General features: G+C 70.5%; 22 protein-coding genes and 1 pseudogene. 7 read left to right on the plus strand and 16 right to left on the minus strand.

The features are described from left to right. Positions 1-89: 89 nt before the first annotated feature. The 9 genes from ABZ312_RS35765 to ABZ312_RS35805 form a co-directional block, all read right to left on the minus strand. Positions 90-797 (minus strand): sigma-70 family RNA polymerase sigma factor, encoded by a 708-nt coding sequence (locus ABZ312_RS35765; protein WP_500439514.1) that lies wholly within the window; start codon positions 795-797, stop codon positions 90-92. 76 nt (positions 798-873) lie between these two features. Then, positions 874-2,091 (minus strand): ABC transporter permease, encoded by a 1,218-nt coding sequence (locus tag ABZ312_RS35770; RefSeq protein ID WP_500439516.1) that lies wholly within the window; start codon positions 2,089-2,091, stop codon positions 874-876. 131 nt (positions 2,092-2,222) lie between these two features. Then, on the minus strand, positions 2,223-2,456 hold the full coding sequence (locus tag ABZ312_RS35775) for a hypothetical protein (protein WP_500329149.1): 234 nt from the start codon (positions 2,454-2,456) through the stop codon (positions 2,223-2,225). Then, complete coding sequence (locus ABZ312_RS35780; protein WP_500439517.1) at positions 2,453-2,770, minus strand: hypothetical protein; 318 nt, start codon at positions 2,768-2,770, stop codon at positions 2,453-2,455. The genes ABZ312_RS35775 and ABZ312_RS35780 overlap by 4 nt, the downstream gene beginning before the upstream one ends. A gap of 282 nt (positions 2,771-3,052) precedes the next feature. Next, positions 3,053-3,889 (minus strand): phosphatase PAP2 family protein, encoded by an 837-nt coding sequence (locus ABZ312_RS35785; RefSeq protein WP_500329147.1) that lies wholly within the window; start codon positions 3,887-3,889, stop codon positions 3,053-3,055. A gap of 9 nt (positions 3,890-3,898) precedes the next feature. Beyond that, the gene (locus ABZ312_RS35790; protein ID WP_500329146.1) at positions 3,899-4,840 is read right to left on the minus strand and encodes a patatin-like phospholipase family protein; all 942 of its coding nucleotides are present in this window, start codon (positions 4,838-4,840) and stop codon (positions 3,899-3,901) included. A 112-nt stretch (positions 4,841-4,952) separates the two neighbouring features. After that, on the minus strand, positions 4,953-5,150 hold the full coding sequence (locus ABZ312_RS35795) for a winged helix DNA-binding protein (RefSeq protein WP_500329145.1): 198 nt from the start codon (positions 5,148-5,150) through the stop codon (positions 4,953-4,955). A gap of 114 nt (positions 5,151-5,264) precedes the next feature. Beyond that, a complete protein-coding gene (locus ABZ312_RS35800) occupies positions 5,265-6,008 on the minus strand; it encodes an isochorismatase family protein (RefSeq protein ID WP_500329144.1) in 744 nt (247 codons plus the stop codon). Positions 6,009-6,143: 135 nt separating this feature from the next. Beyond that, complete coding sequence (locus ABZ312_RS35805) at positions 6,144-6,863, minus strand: alpha/beta fold hydrolase (protein ID WP_500439518.1); 720 nt, start codon at positions 6,861-6,863, stop codon at positions 6,144-6,146. Between the two features lie 533 nt (positions 6,864-7,396). Here ABZ312_RS35805 and ABZ312_RS35810 point away from each other — a divergent pair. Next, positions 7,397-7,690 (plus strand): iron chaperone, encoded by a 294-nt coding sequence (locus ABZ312_RS35810; protein WP_500439520.1) that lies wholly within the window; start codon positions 7,397-7,399, stop codon positions 7,688-7,690. 136 nt (positions 7,691-7,826) lie between these two features. Beyond that, a complete protein-coding gene (locus ABZ312_RS35815; RefSeq protein WP_500329141.1) occupies positions 7,827-8,420 on the plus strand; it encodes a hypothetical protein in 594 nt (197 codons plus the stop codon). 96 nt (positions 8,421-8,516) lie between these two features. On the opposite strand, the gene ABZ312_RS35820 is transcribed toward ABZ312_RS35815, so the two are convergent. Together ABZ312_RS35820 and ABZ312_RS35825 are read right to left on the minus strand one after the other, a co-directional pair. Next, positions 8,517-9,026 carry an SMI1/KNR4 family protein gene (locus ABZ312_RS35820; RefSeq protein WP_500329140.1) on the minus strand — a complete coding sequence of 170 codons (510 nt, stop codon included), beginning with the start codon at positions 9,024-9,026 and terminating at the stop codon, positions 8,517-8,519. Between the two features lie 75 nt (positions 9,027-9,101). After that, a complete protein-coding gene (locus ABZ312_RS35825; protein ID WP_500329139.1) occupies positions 9,102-10,133 on the minus strand; it encodes a saccharopine dehydrogenase family protein in 1,032 nt (343 codons plus the stop codon). Positions 10,134-10,245: 112 nt separating this feature from the next. Here ABZ312_RS35825 and ABZ312_RS35830 point away from each other — a divergent pair, with 112 nt between their 5' ends. Further along, on the plus strand, positions 10,246-11,208 hold the full coding sequence (locus ABZ312_RS35830; RefSeq protein ID WP_500439522.1) for a helix-turn-helix domain-containing protein: 963 nt from the start codon (positions 10,246-10,248) through the stop codon (positions 11,206-11,208). Between the two features lie 57 nt (positions 11,209-11,265). Here the strand turns inward: ABZ312_RS35830 and ABZ312_RS35835 are convergent, their stop codons facing one another. The 3 genes from ABZ312_RS35835 to ABZ312_RS35845 form a co-directional block, all read right to left on the minus strand. Further along, the gene (locus ABZ312_RS35835; protein WP_500329137.1) at positions 11,266-11,916 is read right to left on the minus strand and encodes a cysteine hydrolase family protein; all 651 of its coding nucleotides are present in this window, start codon (positions 11,914-11,916) and stop codon (positions 11,266-11,268) included. Positions 11,917-12,344: 428 nt separating this feature from the next. Further along, positions 12,345-13,889 (minus strand): SpoIIE family protein phosphatase, encoded by a 1,545-nt coding sequence (locus tag ABZ312_RS35840; RefSeq protein WP_500356271.1) that lies wholly within the window; start codon positions 13,887-13,889, stop codon positions 12,345-12,347. Between the two features lie 97 nt (positions 13,890-13,986). Further along, complete coding sequence (locus ABZ312_RS35845; protein WP_500329135.1) at positions 13,987-14,688, minus strand: SDR family oxidoreductase; 702 nt, start codon at positions 14,686-14,688, stop codon at positions 13,987-13,989. Between the two features lie 106 nt (positions 14,689-14,794). Between ABZ312_RS35845 and ABZ312_RS35850 the strand changes: the two genes are divergently transcribed. After that, on the plus strand, positions 14,795-15,421 hold the full coding sequence (locus tag ABZ312_RS35850; protein WP_500329134.1) for a TetR/AcrR family transcriptional regulator: 627 nt from the start codon (positions 14,795-14,797) through the stop codon (positions 15,419-15,421). A 53-nt stretch (positions 15,422-15,474) separates the two neighbouring features. On the opposite strand, the gene ABZ312_RS35855 is transcribed toward ABZ312_RS35850, so the two are convergent. After that, a complete protein-coding gene (locus ABZ312_RS35855) occupies positions 15,475-16,083 on the minus strand; it encodes a type 1 glutamine amidotransferase family protein (protein WP_500329133.1) in 609 nt (202 codons plus the stop codon). A gap of 400 nt (positions 16,084-16,483) precedes the next feature. Here ABZ312_RS35855 and ABZ312_RS35860 point away from each other — a divergent pair, with 400 nt between their 5' ends. The 3 genes and pseudogenes from ABZ312_RS35860 (at position 16,484) to ABZ312_RS35870 (ending at position 18,198) form a co-directional block, all read left to right on the plus strand. Continuing rightward, the gene (locus ABZ312_RS35860) at positions 16,484-16,879 is read left to right on the plus strand and encodes a hypothetical protein (protein ID WP_500329219.1); all 396 of its coding nucleotides are present in this window, start codon (positions 16,484-16,486) and stop codon (positions 16,877-16,879) included. 146 nt (positions 16,880-17,025) lie between these two features. Continuing rightward, positions 17,026-17,784, plus strand: a pseudogene (locus ABZ312_RS35865) (acyl-CoA dehydrogenase C-terminal domain-containing protein); the annotation flags it as partial. 213 nt (positions 17,785-17,997) lie between these two features. Beyond that, positions 17,998-18,198, plus strand: a complete 201-nt coding sequence (locus ABZ312_RS35870; protein ID WP_499509724.1) for a cold-shock protein — start codon at positions 17,998-18,000, stop codon at positions 18,196-18,198. Between the two features lie 88 nt (positions 18,199-18,286). Here the strand turns inward: ABZ312_RS35870 and ABZ312_RS35875 are convergent, their stop codons facing one another. Then, positions 18,287-21,688 carry a S8 family serine peptidase gene (locus ABZ312_RS35875; protein WP_500329132.1) on the minus strand — a complete coding sequence of 1,134 codons (3,402 nt, stop codon included), beginning with the start codon at positions 21,686-21,688 and terminating at the stop codon, positions 18,287-18,289. Between the last annotated feature and the right edge of the window lie 500 nt (positions 21,689-22,188).

Consider the following 22,188-nt stretch of genomic DNA (forward strand, 5'->3'; position numbering starts at 1 on the left):
CCACCTGGGGGGAGGCGGGGACCATGGTGACGACCACGTCGGCGTCCTTCACGTGTCATCGGAGCCAGGGGACTGCCCACCCCGTATGGTCACGCGGATGCGGGACGCCTCGTCAAAAGACCCATTCGCAGGCGTGGTTGCCCCTCCGCCCGCACCACCCCTCCGCCTGGGCAGGCGACGTCCTCCGCGAACAGCCTTTCGAGTGGGGCGACGTTCCCCGCCCGGGCCGCCACCAGGAAGGTGACGAGGAACCGTTGGTGGTCGGCGGCCGAGACGCTGGCCCGTTTCTGCGCGGCCAGTCGCTTGCGGGCGCGGCTCACCAGTTGGCGCACGTTGACCTGGGACTGCCCGATGACCTCTGCGATCTGCCCGTAGGGGTACTCGAACGCCTCGCGGAGCACGTACGCCGCCCGTTCCGCGGGCGTGAGCCTCTCCATGAGCATCAGCACCGCGACCTTCAGCGCTTCCGCCTTCTCGGTGCCCAGTGCGGGATCGCTCATGGGGTCGATCGACTCCGGCGGCCGGTGGCCGACGTAGTTCTCCCGGCGGACCCTCGCGGATTGCAGCACGTTGATCGTCAGCCTGGTCACCATCGTGGTGAGGAAGGCATCGGGGTTCTGCACCTTGGAGCGGTCGTAGGTCTGCCAGCGGATCCAGGCTTCCTGGAGGACGTCTTCGGCGTCGCCGATGTTGCCGAGCATCCGGTAGGCGATCCCGAACGTGATGTTGCGGACGTCGTGGAACGTCGTTTGTGCGTCCATCAGGTCCTCGGCGCGCTCCGCGGACTTCGACGACATGGTTCTTTTCCTTGCGTTCGGTGCGTTGGCCGGCTGTCGCCGTCTCCCGCGCGGAGGCGAGGACGAGCCGCCTTCCTCATCCGTGGGCGGCGTGCCGGGCGTGCGAGTGCGTGCGGAACACCGGTGCGGGCGTCACGGTCGTCGTGGTTCCGGCCGTGTCCGGGGCGACCGCACTCGTGTCGTCGGCACCGAGCCGGTCGTCCCCCAAGGTGCCGTTCGCGACCGCGGAGCGTCGTCGGCCCCCGAGGAGGGCTGCGGCCAGGCCCAGGGTGCTCCACAGGGCGAGGACGACGATGTGTCCCGCGGATGCGTTCCCGTCGAAGTACGCCGTGCTGCGCAGAAGGCCCGCGCCGGCACCCGGCGGGAGCCACTGGCCGATTTCGTCCACGGCCTTGGGCAGCAGTTCCGGTGCGGACGTGCTGCCGGAGAAGGGGTTCCCCACGAAGACCATGAGTGCGACGCTGAGTCCGAGCCCGGGGGGACCGATGAGGGTGACCAGGCCGAAGCTGGTCGCGCTGATGGCGAGCAGGGTGAGGGACAGGGCCGCCCAGGTGGCCACGGGCTGGTGCGGCAGGGCACCGAGAAGGCCTTGGGCGATGAGGTAGGCGGCGAGTCCCGTCACGGCGCACGCGGCGACCAGGTCGACCAGCCTGCGGCGTACCGAGACGTGACCGGGTGTCAGCGCGACGAGCGCCGCGATCATGATGCTGCACACGGTGAGCGGGAGAAGGGCCGAAACGAAGACGACGCCGCGCGGGTCGCTCGCGGAGATCGGGACGATGTCGACCGTCTTCACCTTCACCTTGGTGATCTTCTTCGCGGCGGCCTTCTTCGCGGCGGCCTTCTTCGGGGCGGTGGACCGGACGGACGCGCCGCCCGGTGGCGTCGGGTCCTTCGCCGCCGCCTTCGCCGCCTCGTCCGCCAGATGCTGACCGGACGTGGTCAGCAGCTGGGCGACGGGCATGCTCGCGGCGGTGGCCTCCAGCACGGTGACGTGGCCCGGAGTGACGACGAAGGCGCCGTAGATCTCCCGGTGCTTGATCGCTGAGCGCGCCGATGCCTGGTCCGCGTAGAGGTGGAAGTCGAATCCGCCCGGCTTGCCGTGCGTCAGTCCCTCGACCGCCTTCTGGCTGGCCGCGCTGGTGCCGACGACCCCTACGGGTAGATCGCGGGGCGCGATCCGCGACGCGGGCCACGCGAACGCCATCACGGCCAGAGAGATCACCAAGGGCAACGCCAAGGTCGCGATGACGGTCCGGTGCCATGACTGCAGCCCCGTCGATGGCTTTTTCACGCCATGCCTCCACAAAGACGAATGATCATTTTATTTACTGTCCCAGTGTGGGGTTGTCGCGGGAAAACGTCAAGCCGAACATTCGTTTTCTTTTTGTCGCAAAGGTGCCGCACCGGGCGGGACCTGCTCGGCTACGTCTTCCGGACCGTCGTGGTGTCTCCGGCGGGTATCCCGCCGTCGTGGAGGGTGAGGACCAGGTCCCCGTCCGCGCCCAGCAACACCGCGATGGCGCCCACGATCAGCGCGGCACGTCGCCGCAGGCGCGGTAGCGCGGTGAGCGTGCCGCACAGGTGGTGGGCGTGGCCCGCCCGGTCGCCCGGCCCCGTCGCCGGGTCGTCGGCCTCGGTCCCGTCCTCCTCGCTCATCGCCCCGGCCAGTCGGGCAGCAGCCGGGCCGAGCCCTCCAGGTGCACGCGGCACTTCGTGCGGGCCGGGATCGGCAGATCCCACAGACCCGCGAAGAAGTGCACGTCGACGCCGACGGCCACGGCACGGCCCGAGTCCGCGTCGGCGACGTGCGGGAGCGTGTGCGCGATGTCGAACCGTACGAGGGGGACGACGTCGGTGATGCCGTTGAGCGTGAGTACGGCTATGAGTGCCTGCGGGGCGGTGGTCCCGTCGTGGCCGTGGTTCCGGACCAGCCGGAGCTCCCCCGTGGACCCGGCGAGGTGGCGCCCCACGTCCGTCCGGGGCCACCACGAGCGTCGCGGCCGACCCTCCTCGACGGCGTCCGATATCCGAAACCGCACCAGGCCCCCGGTCGGTCCCTCGGCGTCTTCGCCGACGAGGAAGACTTCCCCCAAGTGCAACGTGAGGTGTGAGGCGGTCCGACCCGGGCGCCGGCTGCGCAGCCAGCCACCGGCCTTCCCGGTGCCATGTCCGCTGTCGGGCGTCGTGCGCGCGACGCCCGGGCGTTCTCCGTCGCCCGGAGGCGAGGGTAGGGGGGAGTGGGGCATGTCGGACTACCTTGGGGGGAGTTGCGAGTGGGGATCCGGGTGGCCCGCCCGGACACGGCGTGCGCCGCTCCGCGCGGAACGTTCGGCGGACACGAGAGCGGTCAACGAGCCGAAGAGCACGATGAGGAGTGCGCCCGCGACGGCGTCGGCGAGATAGTGGTTGCCCGTCGCGACGACCACGAGACTGGTCAGCACGGGGTAGGCGAGGCCGCAGCCCCGCAGCGTCTTCCGGCGGGAATGCCGGAAGAGGAGCCACCCCGACCACACCGCCCAGCCGACGTGGAGCGACGGCATGGCCGCGTACTCGTTCACGAGGCTGCCGAGCCCCTGCGGCGCGCTGGTCTCGCCGCCCCACCACCCCCAATGCTCGACGTCGGCCACGATGTCGTGGATGCCGCCGTCGCTCAGCAGGCGGGGCGGCGTGGTCGGGAACCGCCAGTACGCGACGAGTGCGGCCAGTGTCACCGTGGCGAGCCAGGTGCGTGCGCCGCGGTAGTGCGTGGGGTGCCTGCGGTGGAGCCATATGAGGACGGCAGGCGTGACGACGTAGTGCAGCGTGGCGTAGCAGTACGCGGCGGCGACGGCCAGGACCGGCAACTGGTGCAGCACCTGATTGAGGGACTGCTCCGGGGCCATGTGCACGGCGTTCTCCCAGCGCTGGATGGTCCGGCCGTTGTTGTCCGCGGTGGCGTCCCAGCCCCGCTGCCGCCCGCGGGTGGTTTCGTAGACCGCGTACAGCACCCCGACCAGCAGCAGTTCCGCCCACCACCGCGGTGCGCGGCTGTTCCGTGGACGCGAGGCGCGGGGAAGCAACCGCCTGACGAAGCGGGCCGTGTTGGCCATCGGACGTCCTCAGGCCATCGCCGCGGGCTGCCGGGCGAGCCAGTCCCGGGTGAGCGAGTAGCCCGCCTGGAGCAGCCGCGGGGTCTCGTGGAAGTCGATGAGGCTGACCACGGGCGTGGTGGCGGCCGGCAGCCGTAGAACCGACCCGCGCACCGCCGCCACGTCCCGGCGTTCCCGCTCCTCCAGCATCTTTCCCACCGCCTGGTAGGCGGCGAGCAGGGCCGTCCGTGCCCGGCGGCCGGTCTGTTCGGAAACGGCGGCGGGCAGGAGGTAGATGGTCGTCGCACCCAGTGCCTCTGCCTGGAGGACGGGGGTGTCCGCCGATACTGCGCCGTCGATGAGGTGACGCTGCCCGACGCGCACAGGGGGGTACAGGCCCGGGACGGCCGCTGAGGCCAGCAGGGCCGATACGGCGTCGCCCCGGGAGAGGACCACCGCAGCGCCGCTCTCCACGTCGGTCGCCACGACGTGCACCGGCACGGCGACGTCTTCGAGGCGGTCGACGCCGTCCCCGGACCTCAGTACCCGCCGCAGCGCGTTGCTCGACACCGCGGCCTCGGCGTGACCCAGCGCGGCCCGGATCACGGTCCATGGCGAAATCGGCGCCACATGCCGCCGCTTGATGGTGAGCCACAGCGTTTCCAGCCGGTCGACGCCCTCGGCGGTCGGGTCGGCCGCGAAAGCGGCGCCGTTGAGCGCGCCGGCCGAGGACCCGACTATGAGATCGGGCGTGATGCCCGCCTGTGTGAGCGCCCGCAAGGCACCGACCTGCGAAGCACAGGGGCTGCCACCGCCCTGGAGCACGAAGGCCACGGTGCCGGGCGGGGTGGGTCCGGTTGGCAAAGGTGAGGCGGGAGCCCCGCCATCCCGCGCAACCCGGCATGCGGTCAGTGCCGACCCCAAGGTGTGCACGGTTTCCACGGCACCTCCACCCTTTCCGAGAACAACCATTCCGTTTTGCGGTGCCCATCCTGTGGCACAAGTGGTCTCACGTCAAGCCGAACATTCGTTTTTTTTACTGAGGTGAGGGAAGTGCGCACACCTGCAAGGCGATCCGGCGTGCTTACGTCGCGCCGCTCGTGGGCCGGGCGACGCGCATGGGCAGATCGCCGAACGGCGCGCGCTCGCCCGGGCTCAGTTCGGTGACCATGCACCCGGCCGGTTGCTCGACGGCCGCATGCACCGCGTCGGCAACCCCGGCTCCTTGCGGCGTGACCTCCACGGCCCGCACCCGACGGTCACCACGGATGGGCCTGCGCACGGCCGGTCCTCTGCGTACCCGGCGCGTGCACGATGTACGCGCGCCGGTGCGTCCGGCGCAGCAGTAAGGCGACGGCCAAGGGCGGCCGCTCCGACCCGTGGCCGGCGGACCCGGTCAGTCGCCACGCTCCGCGGTGCCGACCGCCGCAGTGCGGCCGGTCGGCTCGGACCGGCCCGTCACGAACCACTCCGGAGGCGTCATCCGGCCGGTCCCGTAGGCCATGTCGGTGTCCAGGAGGTATCCCCAGCTGGGCAGGTGGTCGTGGACCGCACCCACGGCGAGCGGCCAGCCCTTCGCCTCGTCGCGGCGCCAGTCGGCGATGAGTTCGGCGACCACGCCGAACCACGACTTGATGTGCACTCCGGCCCGCGAGAGGTTCGCCACGACCGCGTCGCGGACGATCTCGCCGGGTGCCTCGGCGCCGGAGGCGTCGATGACGGCATGCACCTCGTAGCCGTCCAGGACCATGTCCAAAGCGGGGAACGACAGGCAGGTGGCGTCGGTGACCCCCGCGATGATGACCTTCTTCCGGCCGGTGGCCTCCAGTGCTTCGCGGAAGGCGGGCCACCGGTAGGCATTGATCACGCCGGGTCGGCGGATGACCTCCGCGTCGGGGAACAGCGAGGCCAGCTCGGGCAGCAGGGCCCCGTTCGGACCCCAGTCGCGGCTGGTGGTGAGGATGACGGGCAGGCCCAGGGTCTTCGCTGCCCGGGCGAGCCCGACGACGTTGTTCTTCGCCGTCTCCGGGGACATGTCGTCGATGAGCTGCATCAGGCCGATCTGGTGGTCGATCAGCAGGACGATCGCGTTGTCCGGGGTGAGACTGTCGTAGGGGCCGGCGTTGGGGGTGTACGGCACGGGAGTTCTTCCTCTTCGTCGATGACGGGTGGGGCCAGGATGGACGTGCGGTTGGCGATGGCGATGGCGATGGCGATGGCTCGTGCGGCGACGAGAGGGGAGTCACGTCAGCGCCCCGCCCGTGGAGCCGCTCGCTCAGCGGACCGAGCGCGCCGCCCGCTCGATGATGTCGGCGACGTCACCCGGGTGGGACACGCTCGGGGCGTGGGACGAGTGGATCACGACCATGTGGGACTCGGCGCGCCTGGCCATGAACATCTGGGCCTCACGCGGGATGTTGAGGTCCTCGCCGGCCACCAGCGTCCAGGAGGGGATCGTCTTCCACGCGGGTTCGCCCGAAGGCTCCTCGAGCGCGGCGACGGTCACGGGGCGCTGGGTGGCCGCCATGAGGTTCGTGGTGTACGGGTGGACGTCCGCGGCGAATTGATGGTGGAACTTGTCCTGGTCGATGTAGAGGTCGACACCCGGGGAGCCGTCGGGCAGGGTGCACGGGACGGGACGCAGCGCGTCGGCGAGCGAGCTGCCCGGGAACCTCCTCGCCAGGTCGTCGGCGCTCTCGTCCTCGTCCGGGATGAAGGCGGCGATGTACACCAGCGCCTTGACCTGGTCGCAGCCGTGGGCGGCATTGGTGATGACGGCACCGCCGTAGGAATGGCCGACGAGGACCACGGGACCGGCGATGCTCGCCAAGAGGCTCCTGGTGTGGGCGGCGTCACCGGCCAGTCCGCGCAGCGGATTGGCCGCGGCCACCACCGGGTAGCCGTGTCGCCTCAGCTGCTTGATCACGTCGTTCCAGCTCGAGGAGTCGGCGAATGCGCCGTGGACGAGGACGACCGTCGGCTTGCCGTCCTGCATCGAACCACCCTCCTTTTCCTTCACGGCTTCCGCGGGATCCACGGCCACCGAGAGGAGACCGGCGGTAGCGGACACCGCGGCCATGGGGGAGAGGGGGGTCCTGACGTTCCGGTACTGAGAGGGACGGTTCACAGAAGGCCTTTCATGGCGACGAGCAGATGATCACGGTGTCCTCGCGCGAGGACCGCTCGACGCCCGGGGGCAGGTGTGGGCGGTTTGGCCTCATGCGTTCCTCCAAGCGGGGACTGTCCACAAAGACGACAAGACCGCTTTCCCGCCTGTGACAGCGATTTTGCGCGAGGGCCGCTCAGCAGCCGCGCCGCGGCCGGGAGCCTCGAAAGCCTTCCGGCGACGGGATCCGGACCCTGCCGGAGAGAAGGAGCGGTGCGGCGCCCTCGTCCGTCCACCCGCAGTGGCGGGGACCAGCCGGGCGCGCCGCCTGCCAGACTGATGTCATGAGCAGGCCCCAGACGATCGACGAGTACATCGAGGGCTTCGGCGGCCAGGCCCGCGAGCTGCTGGAGTAGCTGCATGTGCTGGCGCGTGAGACGGTGCCGGAGGCGAACGAGGCGGTCAAATGGGGCCACCCTGCGTGGGTGCACCCGTCGGGAACGATCCTGTTCGTGATCAGCGGCCACGCGAAGCACGCGAACTTCGCGTTCACCCCCAGTACCCGCGAAGCCTTCGACGCCGAACTCACGGATTTCGGAACCGGCAAGGGCACTGTCAGGCTCCCGTACGGGAGCCCGGTGCCGACCGACCTCCTCCGCCGCATGATCGCTCACCGCGTCCGTGAGCACGAGGACGACGGCGTGCTGTGGATGTGACCCCAACGCCGTCTTCGGTGAGCCGACCCGGCAGTGCGTCGGCTCCGCCCTCACGTCCAGGAGGCCGCCACCGGCCGGGACCACTTGAGGCGGAGGTGCGTAGCCCGGGCTGCGAGCGGGCGGCCAGAATCTAGGCATGGACGTCCCCGAGATGCTGGAAGCCGCTTCACTGCTGGTACCTAAAGAGATCGCCACCGAAAACGACATCACGGTGGATGACGTCTGGGACTACCTCATCCACGATGAGTGGGAAATGGCCCTTCACCTACTGGAAGAGCTTGGTGACGTGGGCCCCCTTCCGCTCAGCTTCTGGGAGACCTTGGCGAGTGCTGCCGAACAGATGCACCTGGAGAGGAGCACTGCCTGGTGCCATTGGCGCTGCTATGAAACGAGCAACGGGATCATCCGCGCTGACCTCACCCTCCGACCGGCCAGTGAGGCACGCCGGCAGACGTCCTTCTCCGGAGCCGGGGTCCTGAAACCGATGTGGGACGTCGGCAATCGAAGCCCCTCCGGCCAACCAGCCCTCAATATCGCGGCCATATGGGTGGAGTTCGCCCCCTCGCTGGGGCCAGGGGGGCGAGCCACGATCCGGCTCGCCCCTCTCGACCCGTCGCAGTGGCAACGCGTTCAGCCCGGGCAAGTGCTCACCATGCACGAGGACCGAACAGTGGCCGGGACAGCGGTCCTACTGGAGGTTCAGCGCCCCACGGCAGGCCTCGCCCCCTAGGGCGCGTATCCAGGCATGGACGTCCCAGCTGCTGGAGGCCGCTTCAACGGCCGGCTCGTCCGACGCGGTGGCGCTCACGGCCAACGCGGCAGCGCATCAGTCCTCCTCGCCGAACTCGGCGGCGTCAGGAAAGACGTGGGTGCTGATGCGGCCCGACAGCCATCCGACCAGGAACTCGACCGCACCCACGGGGTGGGCGTCGTAATACCAGCCTCGCGGATTCCAGCAGACGACCGTCCACTCGTCCGGCTTCCCGTCGGTGAGCCAGCACACGCGGTCCCCGTTGTCGGTTCCTGCCCACGGCAGGAGTCCGCCCGGCTCGGGGTAGAAGGGGTAGGGGCAGTCTTCGGGGTGGCTGTCCCGGAAGTTGCGTTCCTGGTCCAGCAGCCGCTTCGCCGGGCCGACGAGCAGGTCCCGCCCGCCGAAGGGCGTCAGCGGCGTCAAGAAGTCGGCGAAGTGGTAGGCCCCGTAGGCTTCGACCAACTGCTGGAAGTCCGAGGGGAGCTCCCTGCCGAGTGCTGCCTCCACCTCATTCCAGTCTCCGTTCGCCCACAGCGGTTGCGACGGCGGAGGGACGAGGCGGGTGAGGTCGTCGAACGCGGTCATGGGGTCGAGCTTAGGGGTGCACGTCACGCCCCCCCCGAACGGGGGCGCAGCGCAGGGAGCCACCGGTTCAGACCGCTACGCGTCCAGGTCCACGGACATGTACCGGGACAGCGCGCGGAGGAAGTCGGGCGCGTCGAAGATCGCTCCGGCGGAGGCGACACCGACCGTCGTGGTCCGTCCCGAGAGGATGCGGTCGACCGCTTCCACGACCAGCGGCGCGGTGACGGCGTAGATGTCCTGGCCCTTGGCCGTGGCGCGCCGTTCGCCGTCCTTGGAGCGTACGACGACGTCGACGAGGAAGGTCTGCGCGGACCGCCCGCGCTCGTCGACGGGGGCCGGCGACGGTGTGTCCGGGGAGGCCAGGTCCGTGGCCGCCTCGGTCGTCATGTAGGTGCGCACTTCGGGGATGGACAGGTGGCTGGGAACGGTGACGACGTCAGCCATGGTGAACTCCCCGATGACGGTGCGGGGGCCCATCGGCTCGGGGAAGGGCCACGTCAGGGTCGGCGGGGCGTCGTCGCGGTACTCCAGCTGCCCGTTCGTGAAGCGGACGCGTCGCCCGCCCCGCCGCTGCCGGGAGACCGCGCCCGCGGCACGCGTGCCGGCGGTGGGGTGCCAGCTGTCCAGCCCGTAGGCGACGTGCGCCTCGTCCGCCGTCGTCCAGTCGCCCATGGCGGCGGTCGTCAGCAGGTCGCCGAGGCCGCCGTAGAAGGCCATGGCGGGGACGATCACAGTCCCCGCCGCGCGGGCGCGGTCGTTGAAGTGCGCGAACGTATCGGCGTTGGCCTCGATCTCGGCGGCCACGTCCACGTACGGGATTCCGGCGCGCAGTGCCGCCTCTATCACGGGGGCGGCCGTCGTCGCGAAGGGCCCGGCGCAGTTGACCACGGCAGCCGTACCGGCAAGTGCGCGGTCGAGGGAAGCCGGGTCGTCGACCGACGCCTGGTGGGAGTCCAGCCCGGGTCCGGATGTCGCGAGCTCCTTCAACTTGTCGGCGTCGCGCCCGGAAAGCACCGGGACGAACCCGCGATCCCGCAGATGCGCCACCACGAAGCGCCCGGTGTGTCCGTACGCGCCGAACACCGCCACCTCGAGCCCTGAACCCATGGGTTCCTCCCCCGTATTGGATGATCCGTTGCGATAGGCCGAGGAACATCCTGTCCGGGGCGGGCACCGGAACGTGAGTGTCCGGAACGCCATGCCTCGTACAATTCCGGACATGGGCACTGTGGCGCTGGCCGTTACCGACGGGATGCTGCACTTCGAACTCTCCCTCGCGTACGAGGTCTTCGGCTCCGCCCCGGACGGCCTGGCAGGTCCTTGGTACGACCTGGTCGTCTGCGGGCCGGGCGCCGTGCGGGCCGGCCGGTTCGCGCTGGAGCCGGATCACGGCCTCGACCGGCTCCCGGGCGCCGACACCGTGATCGTCCCGGGTTGGGCCGACGTCGACGAGGACCCGCCCGCCGACCTGGTCGACGCGGTGCGCGCGGCCCACGAGGCGGGCGCGCGTGTGGCCTCCCTGTGCACCGGCGCGTTCGTACTGGCGGCCGCGGGCCTGCTCGACGGGAGACGCGCGACCACTCACTGGGCGCACACCGAGGTCATGGCCGCCCGCTACCCGAAAGTGACGGTGGACCCGGACGTCCTCTACGTGGACAACGGCAGCGTGCTCACCTCCGCGGGCAAGGCCGCCGCCATGGACCTGTGCCTGCACATCGTCCGCCTGGACCACGGTTCGTCGGTCACCAACGCCGTCGCCCGCCGCCTGGTCGTGCCACCGCACCGGGACGGCGGACAGGCCCAGTTCGTCACGGCCCCGGCGCCCGCCCCGGACAACCACCCGCTCGCCGAACTGTTCCCCTGGGTGATCGAACGGCTCGACCAGCCCCTGACCGTGGAGGACCTGGCCCGCCGGGCACGGATGAGCCCACGGAACCTGGGACGCCATTTCCGGTCGGTGACCGGCACCACGCCACTGCAGTGGCTGCTCACCCAGCGGATCCGGCACGCCCAGGTGCTGCTGGAGACCACCGACGACAGCGTCGACTCCATCGCGGCGGCCACCGGCATGGGGACCGCCACGACGCTGCGCCGGCACTTCCACCGCACGGTCGGCGTACCTCCCGACACCTACCGCCGCACCTTCCGTCTGCGCAGCCGTCCTGCTCCGAACGGCAGTTGACCGCCGTTGTGCGCAGGCAGGCCCGTGGCGGTCGCCCGGTCTGTCTCCCCAGCGAGGTCACATGGCCATCGCCTGGGGCTGCTTGCCCACGATCGTCAGGAATTCGTCGGTCGTGAGGATGGCGTGCGCGTACGCGGGACCGTTGATGTCGAACGTCGCCTTCATCTCGTCCCAGTTGAAGGCTCCTATGGCGTCGCGGATGAGCGTGACGTGGTAGCCGAGTTCCTGGCCGAAGCGCGCGGTGGTGTCGACGCAGGTGTTGGCCTTCATGCCGATGAAGATGACCTTCTGGATGCGGTGTTGCTTGAGCAGCATGTCCAGGTCGGTGTTGGCGAAGCCGCTCGAGGCCCAGTGCTGGCGCATGACCAGCTCGTCCTCGCGCGGCACGAAGTCGGGGTGCCACTCCGCTCCCCAGCTGCCGGCGGCGAAGGTCTGCCCCTCCACGACGCGCTGCTGGGTGGGGGAGAGGTGGTCCCACGTGCGGTAGTCGTCGGGCGTCGTCTGGTGGTGAGGCACGATGAAGACGTGGAAGCCCAGGTCACGTGCCGCACCGAGCATGGCGCGCATGTTGTCGAGCAGGCCGATGCCTTCCGCCACCTCTTTGGCGGCCGGCCACAGCTTCCCGCCCTCGGACAGGAAGTCGTTGTACGGGTCGATGATCAGCAGGGCTGTCTCGTCCGGCGCGTAGGTGTTCGCTTGGACGTCCATCGTTTCCTCGCTCCTGTCTCGTCGCAGATGCCGGCACCTGCGCACCAATGTGACCGATGAGGTTGAAGTGCACTCCCTTGCCTGGGGACGGGGCTCTTCGCTTGGTGCGTCGCGATGGAATGGGCACAGCGCGAGCGTGGTGGCACGGCGCACCCGGCTTGCGACCCGAATACGCGACGTGGGAAACGCCGTGACGCCCGAGATCACAGTCTAAAACGGCGCCGATGAACCCGCTCTGCGCCGGTTGCACGGGTGATCATGCGCTCCTCGCTCCTAGCCCCTCGCCCCTCGCGGCTCGCCGCGAGATGGCGGGGATCGCAGCGCCGAACGCGCCTGACGACGGCCCGGAAGTGTCGGCGCGACCGTGCTGACGTCGGCGATCTCGGCGAACTCGACGAGGCCGCCCGGGAGCTCATCGCCGAACCGCTTCACGTCCGAGCCGCGCGGCCTGCGAGCGCCTGTTCGGCCCAGATGGTCTTGCCCTGGCCGGTGTACCGCACCCCCCAGCACCGCGAGCATTCGGCCACGAGGAACAGGCCGCGCCCTCCCTCGTCGCTGGTGTTCGCCCGGCGGATGTGCGGGGAGGTGCTGCTGCCGTCGGACACCTCGCAGATCAGGGTCCGGTCGTGGATCAGCCGCAGCCGGATCGGCTCACGGCCGTAGCGGATGGCGTTGGTGACCAGTTCGCTCGCGATCAGCTCCGTGGTGAAGCCGAGGTCACCGATGCCCCACTGGTCGAGTTGCCGCACCACCAGAGAGCGGGCGCCCGCGACACCGGCAGGGTCGCGCGGCAGCTCCCAGGTGACGACGTGGTCGACGCTGAGTCCGTGCGTGCGGACCACGAGGAGCGACAGGTCGTCCTCGGCCGCCAGGAGCGGCGCCGCGATGTCCGCGGTGGCCCGGCAGACGTCCTCGACCGACCGGCCGCTGCGCCGCATGGCGGTCCGCAGCAGCCGGGGGACAGCGTCGTCGCTGCCGCACGCGCGCACCAGGCTGCCCGTGTGGAAGAGCAGGGTGCTGCCTTCGGCGAGCTTCAGGTCCAGGGGTTCGAAGACCGGCTCGCCCATGCCCAAGGGCCGGTTGCCCGGCAGTTCGAGGACGTGGACGGATGCGCCCGGACCGGCCACGGCGGGCGGGGGATGGCCCGCGCTGGCCAGGACGCAGCGGCGCCCGACCGGGTCCCACACCGCGTAGAGGAACGTCGCGCCGACCAGTCGTTCCACGAACCACGTGGACCACCGGTCGGGCTCGCCCGTGGCATAGCGCGACACGATGTCGTCCAGCCGGGCGAGGACTTCCTCGGGTGCGAGATCGAGTTCCGACAGGGCCCGGGCCGCGGCGCCGATCAACCCGATGCAGACGGTGGCCTGTACCCCGGAGACCAGGACGTCACCGACGCTGAAGGCGACCCGCATGCCGGACAACGGGACGGCGTCGCTCCACGAGCCGCTCACCCCCGTGCCACTGCGGGCGGGCACGTACGAGCGGGTGATCTCGGCCGCGCTGTGGTCCGGCGCGTGAGCGGCCTCCATGCGCCTTCTCAGGCCGACCGCCGCAAGGTGTTCGTGCTGGTCGAGCAGGCTGCGCGCCGCATCGTCCTCCGAGATCTGGGGCAGCGGACCGGCGGTCGCCAGGATCACCGTTCGCTCGCTGCCCGGAAGGGCGGAGGTCACGGAACAGGCCATGAGCGCGACGGGCACAGCACGGCCGAGCCGGTGCATGAGGACGACCGGGAGCCAGGGGGTACTGCTGGCCTCCGCGGCCGGCACCAGCCGGCGGAGGGAGCCCCACGGAAGCACCGGGCACAGCTCGCCGACCGGTCTGCCCACGACCTCGGGAGTCTCGTACCCCAGAAGACGCTCGGCCGCCGGACTCCATCCGCACACCAGGCCCGCCGCGTCCACCACGAAGGCCGCCGGGCCTCCGTCGAGGGCCGGGGTGCGGGCGGGGAACGCCCCATCCAAGGTGTCCATCTCACCGACCTCGTTCGGTGAGGAAGCTCCTACACGTTGACGATACGACGCCGCCGGGGCCGACGCCTTTCCGCTGGTCGGCCGCCGGGGCGTTCGCTCAGGAAGCGAGTTGCGGGTACAGGGCGGCGGGGCCGGCCGCCAGGCCCGCCTTGACCTGGTGGGACAGCTCGTCGGCCAGCACTTCGTAGGCGTCGGATTCGATGCCGTCCAGCGCCTGCTCGGCGACGCTCTCCGGCGACGACTTCGGGGCGTCGATGTGCGCCGCCAGGTCGGTGTCGACGTAACCGACGTGCAGCCCGGTCACGTTGACACCGCGTGGCTTCAGCTCCAGACGCAGCGAGTCGGTCTGGGACCACAGCGCTGCCTTGGAGGCGCTGTAGGAACCGGCGAGAGCGACCCACGACAGGACGGAGTGCACGTTGAGCAGATGGCCGCCACCGTTGGCCTCGATGATCGGGACGAAGGCCCGGGTCATCTCCAGGGGGCCGTAGAAGTTCGTCTCGAACTCGCGGCGGACGTCGTCCACCGGGGAGGTCAGGAAGGACGCCGCGACGGCCGCCGCGGCGTTGTTGACCAGGATGGTGACGTCCTGTGCCTGTGCCGCCACGGCGGCGACCGACGCGGGATCGGTGACCTCCAGGGGCAGCGCGACCGCGCCGGGATGGGTGACGCTGCGGGGGTCGCGGGCGGTGGCGTAGACCTTCTTGGCGCCCCGGGCGTACAGGGACTCGACCAGGGCCTTGCCGATGCCCCGGCTGCCCCCGGTGACGAGGACGGTCGAACCTGCGATTGCGGTCATGAGCTGCTCCCAGTTGCGTTGCGGCCGATGGCGGAAACCGATCGGTTTTCTGTACCGTAAACCGATCGGTTTCCTCCTGGCAAGCAGCGGGCGTAGCCTGTGGCGTATGACTTCGACCGCATCGGCCTCGTCCGAGTCCGCGACGGCGGCTGCGACCGCAGGTACGACTGCGACTGCGACGAGCCCGAGCCGTGAGCGGCTCCTCGACGCCGCAGCCGCGCTCTTCTACCGGGAGGGCGTGAACATCGGTGTCGAGGCGCTATGCCGGGCGGCCGGAGTCTCCAAGCGGTCGATGTACCAGCTCTTCACGAGCAAGGACGACGTCCTCGCGGCCAGCCTGGAGCGGGCGGGGTCCGGCTACCTGGCCCAGCTGCTGCCCGCTCCCGGGGCCGAACTGCCACCGCGCGACCGCATCATGCACGTCTTCGAACGGCTCGAGTCGCTGTCCGCGTCCCCGGAGTACCTGGGCTGCCCCTTCCTGGCGACCGCGTTCGAACTCAAGGACCCCGTCCACCCCGCCAGGGTGGTGGCGCGACGCTACAAGGACGCGCTCACCGACTTCTTCCGTGAGGAGGCGAGCCGCGGTGACGCGCACGATCCGGATGTGCTGGCCCGCCAGCTCACCATCGCCTTCGACGGATCAAGCTCCCGCGCCGTAGCGCAGGCCCAAGGTCTGGGCGGGCTGGCCGTCGCCACCGCCGCGGCCATGCTGGACGCGGCGGGCATGGCCTGAGCGGCCGCGCGCCCTCGGGCCCTCAGGCGTGAAGCCCGCGGACCCGTGGGGTGTCAGTGCAGTGCGACCTCGCCTGCGCGGACCGCCCGCATGGCGCGCTCGACGGTCTCCTGGTTCTCACCGACCGGAGCCACGTAGTCGATGACGCCGCGCGCCGCGTCCTCCCCGAGCGTCCGGGTCATCACCCATGCGGCGAGGTACTGGGACGCCAGGCAGCCGCCTGCCGTGGCGATGTTCCCCTCGGCGTGGAACGGCGCGTCCAGCACGGTGACGCCGCAGGCCTCGACGAAAGGCCGGCTCTTGTTGTCGGTGCACGCCGGCATGTCACCCAGCAACCCGAGGCGCGCCAGCACCAGCGCGCCGGAGCACTGCGAACCGATCAGCTGTCGCGAAGGGTCGAGCGGCAGCATCGAGGGCAACCGGTCGTCGGCGACCACGTCGCGCGTCCTCACGCCGCTTCCGATGAGTACGACGTCGGCCTCGCGCACGAATTCCATCGGGCGCTGCCCGGTCACCTCGACGCCGTTCATCGAGGTGACCACCGGCGTCGGTGTCGTGATGAAGGCCTCCAGGCCGTCCTTGCGGCACCTGTTGATCAACGAGGCGGCGATGAAGCTGTCGAGCTCGTTGAACCCGTCGAACGTGACGACGGCCACCTGCATCGCAACTCCTCCGAAAATGGCGTCGGACCTCTTGTGCCGTCTGTGGAGTGTCCGCGGGCGTCCCGACGATCCGGGGCAGGGCTGGACAGCCGTTTCCCGTGCCGGATGCGGTCCCGCCGCAGTCGGCGCCCGCCAGGTGCCAGCGTGGTTTTGACCGGCTCCCAGTCTATGGGGTGGCGGTGGACCGTTGCGTACGGCGGTTGCCACACGGCCGAGCGGCCCCGCCAGGCTTCTGCGCGCCGCTGTCACGCGAACTGCATGGGGGGAGGGCATGGCGACACCGCCCTGCGGGTGAGGCGAGGGATACATCTGCCCTCTCGCGTGGCATACGGCAGGGGTGAGCAAACAACCAGAGGTGGAGCGGGAGCCGCAGGACGCGGCGCACCGGCGTCCGACGGGGATGAGCGACCTCACGGTCGAGGCCCTCGGGTCCTTGTCGAAGGCGTTGGAGACCACCGAGCGCGCCCGCGGTCACCTGTACGGCTTCCATCAATTGACCGGCACTGCGGACCTTGAACTGGACCGTGCTGTCCGTTTGCTGCGAGAGGCCGGTCATGAGGCGCAAGCCGACGCCGTCGAGCGCGAGCTCCTGGGACGCGATGTCCTCCCCGGGCATTGGACCTTCGAGATCATCGAGGCCTACAACCGCACCTACTACCGACCCTTCGCAGATCTGGAACGCCGCCTGGTCGACGACCTCGCCGAGGGGCGCGACCATCTCTACGAGGCCCAGATGAAAGAGGCCCGCCGTACATCCCGCCACCCCGACCGCACCACCAGTGGTCGCTCTCGCTGATCGGCACCGTCGTGGAAGGAGCGGGTGGTTCGGCACGGGGCCGAAGCGGGAAGCTCGCACCTCCCGGCCCCTCACCCGACTGGGCCTCCCGCCTGGCAGCCGTGGCCGGCAGGGACAAGGATCGTCTCGTGCATGAGGGTCCGTCGACCTCCCCCAGACGTCCCCTCGGCCGAGAGCCGGGCCCCCGCCGCTGTGAAGCGCCGGGGGCCTGTCTCTTGGGCCTCTACGTCAAGGGCATGCGCGCGCTGGTCCTCCACACCGCCACCGTGCAGGACGGGATCGAGGTCGAGGAAGCGGCCGGCGAGGACGCCTCGGCCCTGCACAGCGTCAACGACCTGCTGCTGCCGATCGTCAAGGGCTACGGCTCCGAGAAGGGCTACGAGCAGCCGCCAAGATCGACACCCTCTACGAGGGCACCACGGCGATCCAGGGCCAGCACTACTTCTTCCGGAAGATCGTCCGTAACCAGGGCGCCGCGCTGACCACCCTCACCGAGGAGATCAAGCGGTTCCTGGCGGCCGGGACCGGCGGTGACGAGCTGGCCGCCGCTCCGCGAGCAGCTCGCCCAGTCCGCGGCCGATCTGGAGGCCATCGTCGGCGTCATGCTGACCGACCTCGCCGCCACCGAGCAGGACGTGAAGTCCATCTACAAGGTGGGCCTGAACACCACCCGCCTGCTGATGGCGTCCGGTGACGTGCTCGTCGGCTACCTGCTGCTCCGTGGCGCGGCCGTGGCGCAGGCGAGACTGGCGCACGCGTCCGCCGAGGACAAGACGTTCTACACCGGCAAGATCGCGGCCGCGGAGTTCTTCGCGGCCGACATCATGCCCGGGGTCACCGCCGCGCGCCGCAGCGCCGAATCCGTCGACGCCTCGCTGATGGAACTGGCCGAAGCGGCTCTCTGACCCGCGCCCCGATCATCCCGATTGCGCACCACCCGGGACGGTACGTTCCCGGTGCGCGGTGGCAGGCCACTCGAGCGACCACTTGGTCCTGCATCGGCGTATTCGGTAGCGCTGTGGCAGGGACATGCGGTAATTAGTGCCCTGGTGGCCCGACTACGGGGGTCCGCCGGCGCACCAAGGGCGCGCCTCAGCAGCATGAAAAGGACGAACTCAGTGGCATCTGGCGTTGTGAAGTGGTTCAACTCGGAGAAGGGCTTCGGCTTCATCGCACAGGACGGTGGGCCGGACGTGTTCGCCCATTACTCCAACATCCAGAGCACCGGATACCGCGAGCTCGTGGAGGGTGAGCGTGTCACGTTCGACGTGACGCAGGGGCAGAAGGGCCCGCAGGCGGAGAACATCGTCCGCGGCTGACCTTGGTGCTGCCGAAGCAGCACGGACACGAAGCGGCCTCGCCCACGGTTTCCGGCCGTCGGCGAGGCCGCCTCGTGCGGGAGTCCCCCTACCGTCGGGGGGCTATCCGGAAGGAACGGATGACCGTCTGGTCGACGGCGTCGCCCGCCGCGTCCTTGGCGGTGAGGCGGATCGAGGCGTAACCGCCGGCCGAGGGCGTGGTCAGCTTCACGAAGCCGCGGTCGCCTGCGCGCCAGACCTTGAGGGCCTTCCAGCTCCTGCCGTCGTCGAAGGAGACCCGCAGGCCCAGCGAGGTGGTGACGGCCTTGCTGCCGCGCTCGGCGGCGACGGTGAAGAGGTACGTGTGGCCGCCCGTGACGGTGCCGGAGGTGTTCAGCGGGCCGCCCAGCCGGACGTTCATCAGCGGCAGCTCGGCCGGTTCCGGGCCCGTCGGGCGTCCGGAGGTGAAGGTCCAGGTGGCGGAGGCCTTGCTGCCCAGACTCGACCAGCCGACCTTGCGGGTGCCGGACGACGTCAGGGTGTAGGTCGCCTTCTCGTAGGGAACCGCCGCCTGCAGCCGGCCCAGGGAGTCCAGGGACGCGATCTTCACGCCGTCGCGGTACAAGGTCGACGAGCCCGTGGTGTCCCGGGCCTCGCCCGAGTGCGTCGCGGTGTTCTCGGCGGCCGTGGAGAACAGGCCGGGGGTGAGGTACAGCCCGTCCTCGAGCCGCAGGGCCTCCACCGACCGGGCGCGCAGCGGTCCCTGGTTCCACCCTCGGGTGTAGGCCTTGCCCGGGGTGAACCGTGTGGTGCCCGCGAACTGGATCTCGTCGTAGCCCGCGGTACCCTGGGCGCGCATGCCGAGGGTGCGGTCCCAGACGATCGCGGAGTCGTCGGTGTAGTAGCGGGTCTGCCTGCCGGGGACCGGGACCTGGTTGCCGTCCACGAACGTGATGGCGCCGTAGGTCGGGACCGGGGTGTCGATCCGGACCCCGAGCGGCTTGCCGCCCTGGTCGGCGTAGGTTTCCTCGACCCGGGCGAGGGACCTGTCGTGCATCGGGCGGGTGAGGGTGGCCGGGATGCCGCCCTTGGTGTTGACGGCCAGGTTGTAGGCGTAGCTCCAGGCCGGCTTGGTGGCGGTCCTGGGGACCGTGCCGCTCCACCGCTGGGTGGCGAGGAACCAGAACGGGTGGCTGGTGACCTTCGTCGTGGTCGGGGTGGCGTAGACGCGGCTGCCGGGGAAGCCCAGCACGAACTTCTGGGTGCCGTAACGGCCGTCCGCGCTGATCGACGTCGTACTGGCGAAGATGCCGTCGTTCTGCGCCGTGCCCTTGTCGACGGTGAGGTCGACCGGCTTCGCGGTGCGGCCGTCGAGGACGAGCGTGGTGTCGGCGGTGAGGTCGACGCCGGGCCGGGAGAAGAGGACCGAGGTCTGCGCGACGGGGTCGAACTTGCTCGCCGAGACGTCGTACTCGCTCTCGGGCAGCTGCATCGCGACCTTGCCGTCGGCGTCGGTGGAGGCGTTGTACTGCAGACCGGTCCGGCTGTCGAAGGCGGCGACGTTGATGTCCGGGCCCACGGGCTTGCCGTCGAGGCCGAGGACGGTCAGCGACAGGGCGCGGGTGAGCGGCTCGGCGTAGACACCGAAGGCGTCGCGGACCGTGGTGGTGCCGTCCTCCGTGGTGGCGACGATGGAACCGCCGTAGGCGCCCGCCATCGTGTCGTCGACGGAGGCGGTGAGGGTGGCGGAGGCGGTGCCGCCGGCCGGGACGGTCACCGTGTCGGCCGACAGGGCGAAGGCCCCCGCGGGGGCGGCTGTGCCTCTGGGCCCGTACGCGTCGACGGAGAGGTGGAGCGTGACGTCGGCCGCGCCGTCGTTGGTGTAGGTGACGGTGCCGGTCCGGGTGACGTCCTGGTGCGGGTAGTCGGCCTTGCCCAGGCTGATGCTGCCCGAGGTGGCGCGTACGTTCTGCGCGCTGGCGCGGGCGACGTCCAGCCGGCCGGTGCCCTGGTCGTACGCGGTCAGGCCGGGCAGGCCCTTGGCGGCACTGGTGAGGGCGGCCTTGAAGTCGGCGGCCTTCCAGGACGGGTGCTGCTGGGCGAGCAGCGCCACCGCTCCCGTGACATGCGGGGTCGCCATCGAGGTGCCGGAGGCGGTGACGTAGGAGGAGCCGACCGGGTCGCCCATGGTGGTGCCCGCCGCGCGGGCCGCGGTGATGTCCTGGCCGGGCGCGACGATGTCCGGCTTGACGGCGAAGTCCTCGATCCGCGGGCCGCGGCTGGAGAAGGCGCTGAGCGTGTCCTGCTTGGTGGTGCTGCCCACGGTGAGCGCGGAGTCGGCGATGCCGGGGGAGCCCACGGTGCCGCCGAAGTAGTCGGCCGCTGGGGCGCCTTCGTTGCCGGCCGCGATCACGAACAGGGTGCCGCGCTCGGCGGTCAGCGTGTCGACCGCCTCGGTGAGCGGGTCGGTCTTCGCGTACGGGGCCTGCCCCAGGCTGAGGTTGACGGCCTTGGCGCCCGCCTCGGACGCCCACGTCATGCCGTTGATGACGGCGTCGTCGGGGCAGAAGCCGTCGTCGGTGCAGACCTTGCCGATCAGCAGCTTGGCGTCGGGCGCGACGCCCTTGTACTTGCCGGCGGAGGCCGCGCCGGTGCCCGCGATGGTGGAAGCGGTGTGGGTGCCGTGGCCGTTGCCGTCCACCACCGTACCGGTGCCCGTGAAGTCCATGGTCCCGCCGGTGGAGGCCTTGTCCGAGAGGTCGGGGTGGGTGGGGTCGTAGCCGGTGTCGAGGTCGGCGACGGTGACGCCCTGCCCGGTGATGTGCGCACCGGTGGAGTCGACGCTGTCCCAGACCTTCGGGGCGCCGATGATGGCGGTGCTCTCGGCGAGGGCAACGCGGCTGCGGCCGTTGAGCCACAGCTTGTCCAGCGGGCCGCGGAGGCCCTGCGTCCCGCTGACGAACGTCCAGAACGCGGTGGCGTCGCGCTTGGCCGGGGCGAGGCTGCCTCCGTGGAGGACGTCCAGGGTCCGGGTGATCCTGGCGCCGTGCCGCTGGATCGCTCCGCGAGCGGCCGAGGAAGAGGCGCTGCGGCTGGAGTAGATGAGCCGCAGCGAAGCGCTCGAGGCGTCGTCGTAGCCGGCGTCGAGCTGCTCGGTGACGTCGAAGAGACGCGGGTCGAGCTTCCCATCGGTCAACAGCGGCTGTGCGTCGGACGGGACCACGAGGATGTGGTGGTCCGTGCCCTTCCACTGGTGGGACACGTCGAAGCCGATGCGGTCGCGGCCCGGGCCGCGTGTGACGCTGACCGCGGGGACGCCGCCGGCACCTCGGGTGACGGTGACCTTGTCACCGGTGATCAGGGTCAGGGTGCGGACCGCCTTCGCGCCGGGCGAGGCGGAGCCCAGGGCGGGTACGGGCGGTGCGGAGTTCGGGGATGCCTGCGCGGCGCCTGGTACGGCGCCGGCGACCAGCCCGGCCAACGCCAGGGCCCATCCGGCTCGTATACGCATGTATGAGTACCTTTTGGCCGCCCGGGGAGACCTGGGACGCGGGCGGCGGACAGAGAGTGCCCGGCGGTCGCCGGCCACCCGGGAGACGGCCTGGGCAGGCCTGTGCTGGGGCGAGTTGCCCCTCAGGTCGAACGCCCGACCGAGTCCTTGGTCACGAGCGACGAGAAAACCACACTTGATCAAGGATGCATAGGGGTGAGCGTGTGTTACCGCTGGTCAGGGCGCAGGCCGGCCCGGCGGTGAGCGACGGGTCCCGGAACGGGTCGCACGAGTTTCCCGAAGGATGGGGGGTCACGGCCGTTGGAACGGGAGGGCCTGGCTCGGCAGCCTCGCGCCCAACATGCGCAGGGCAAGGGGCCCTTCGGATGGCCGCCTGCGGCGGTGGGTGGCCGGCAGTTGCAACCCACCGCTCACAGGGCCGTGTGCATCGGTGGTCATCACCACCGATGCGGCATTCCGAGTCAACCTGATGAGAAGGTGTGAAACCGGGCGGCGTGGCG

Source organism: Streptomyces sp. NPDC006207, from assembly GCF_040613835.1.
GTDB lineage: Bacteria > Actinomycetota > Actinomycetes > Streptomycetales > Streptomycetaceae > Actinacidiphila.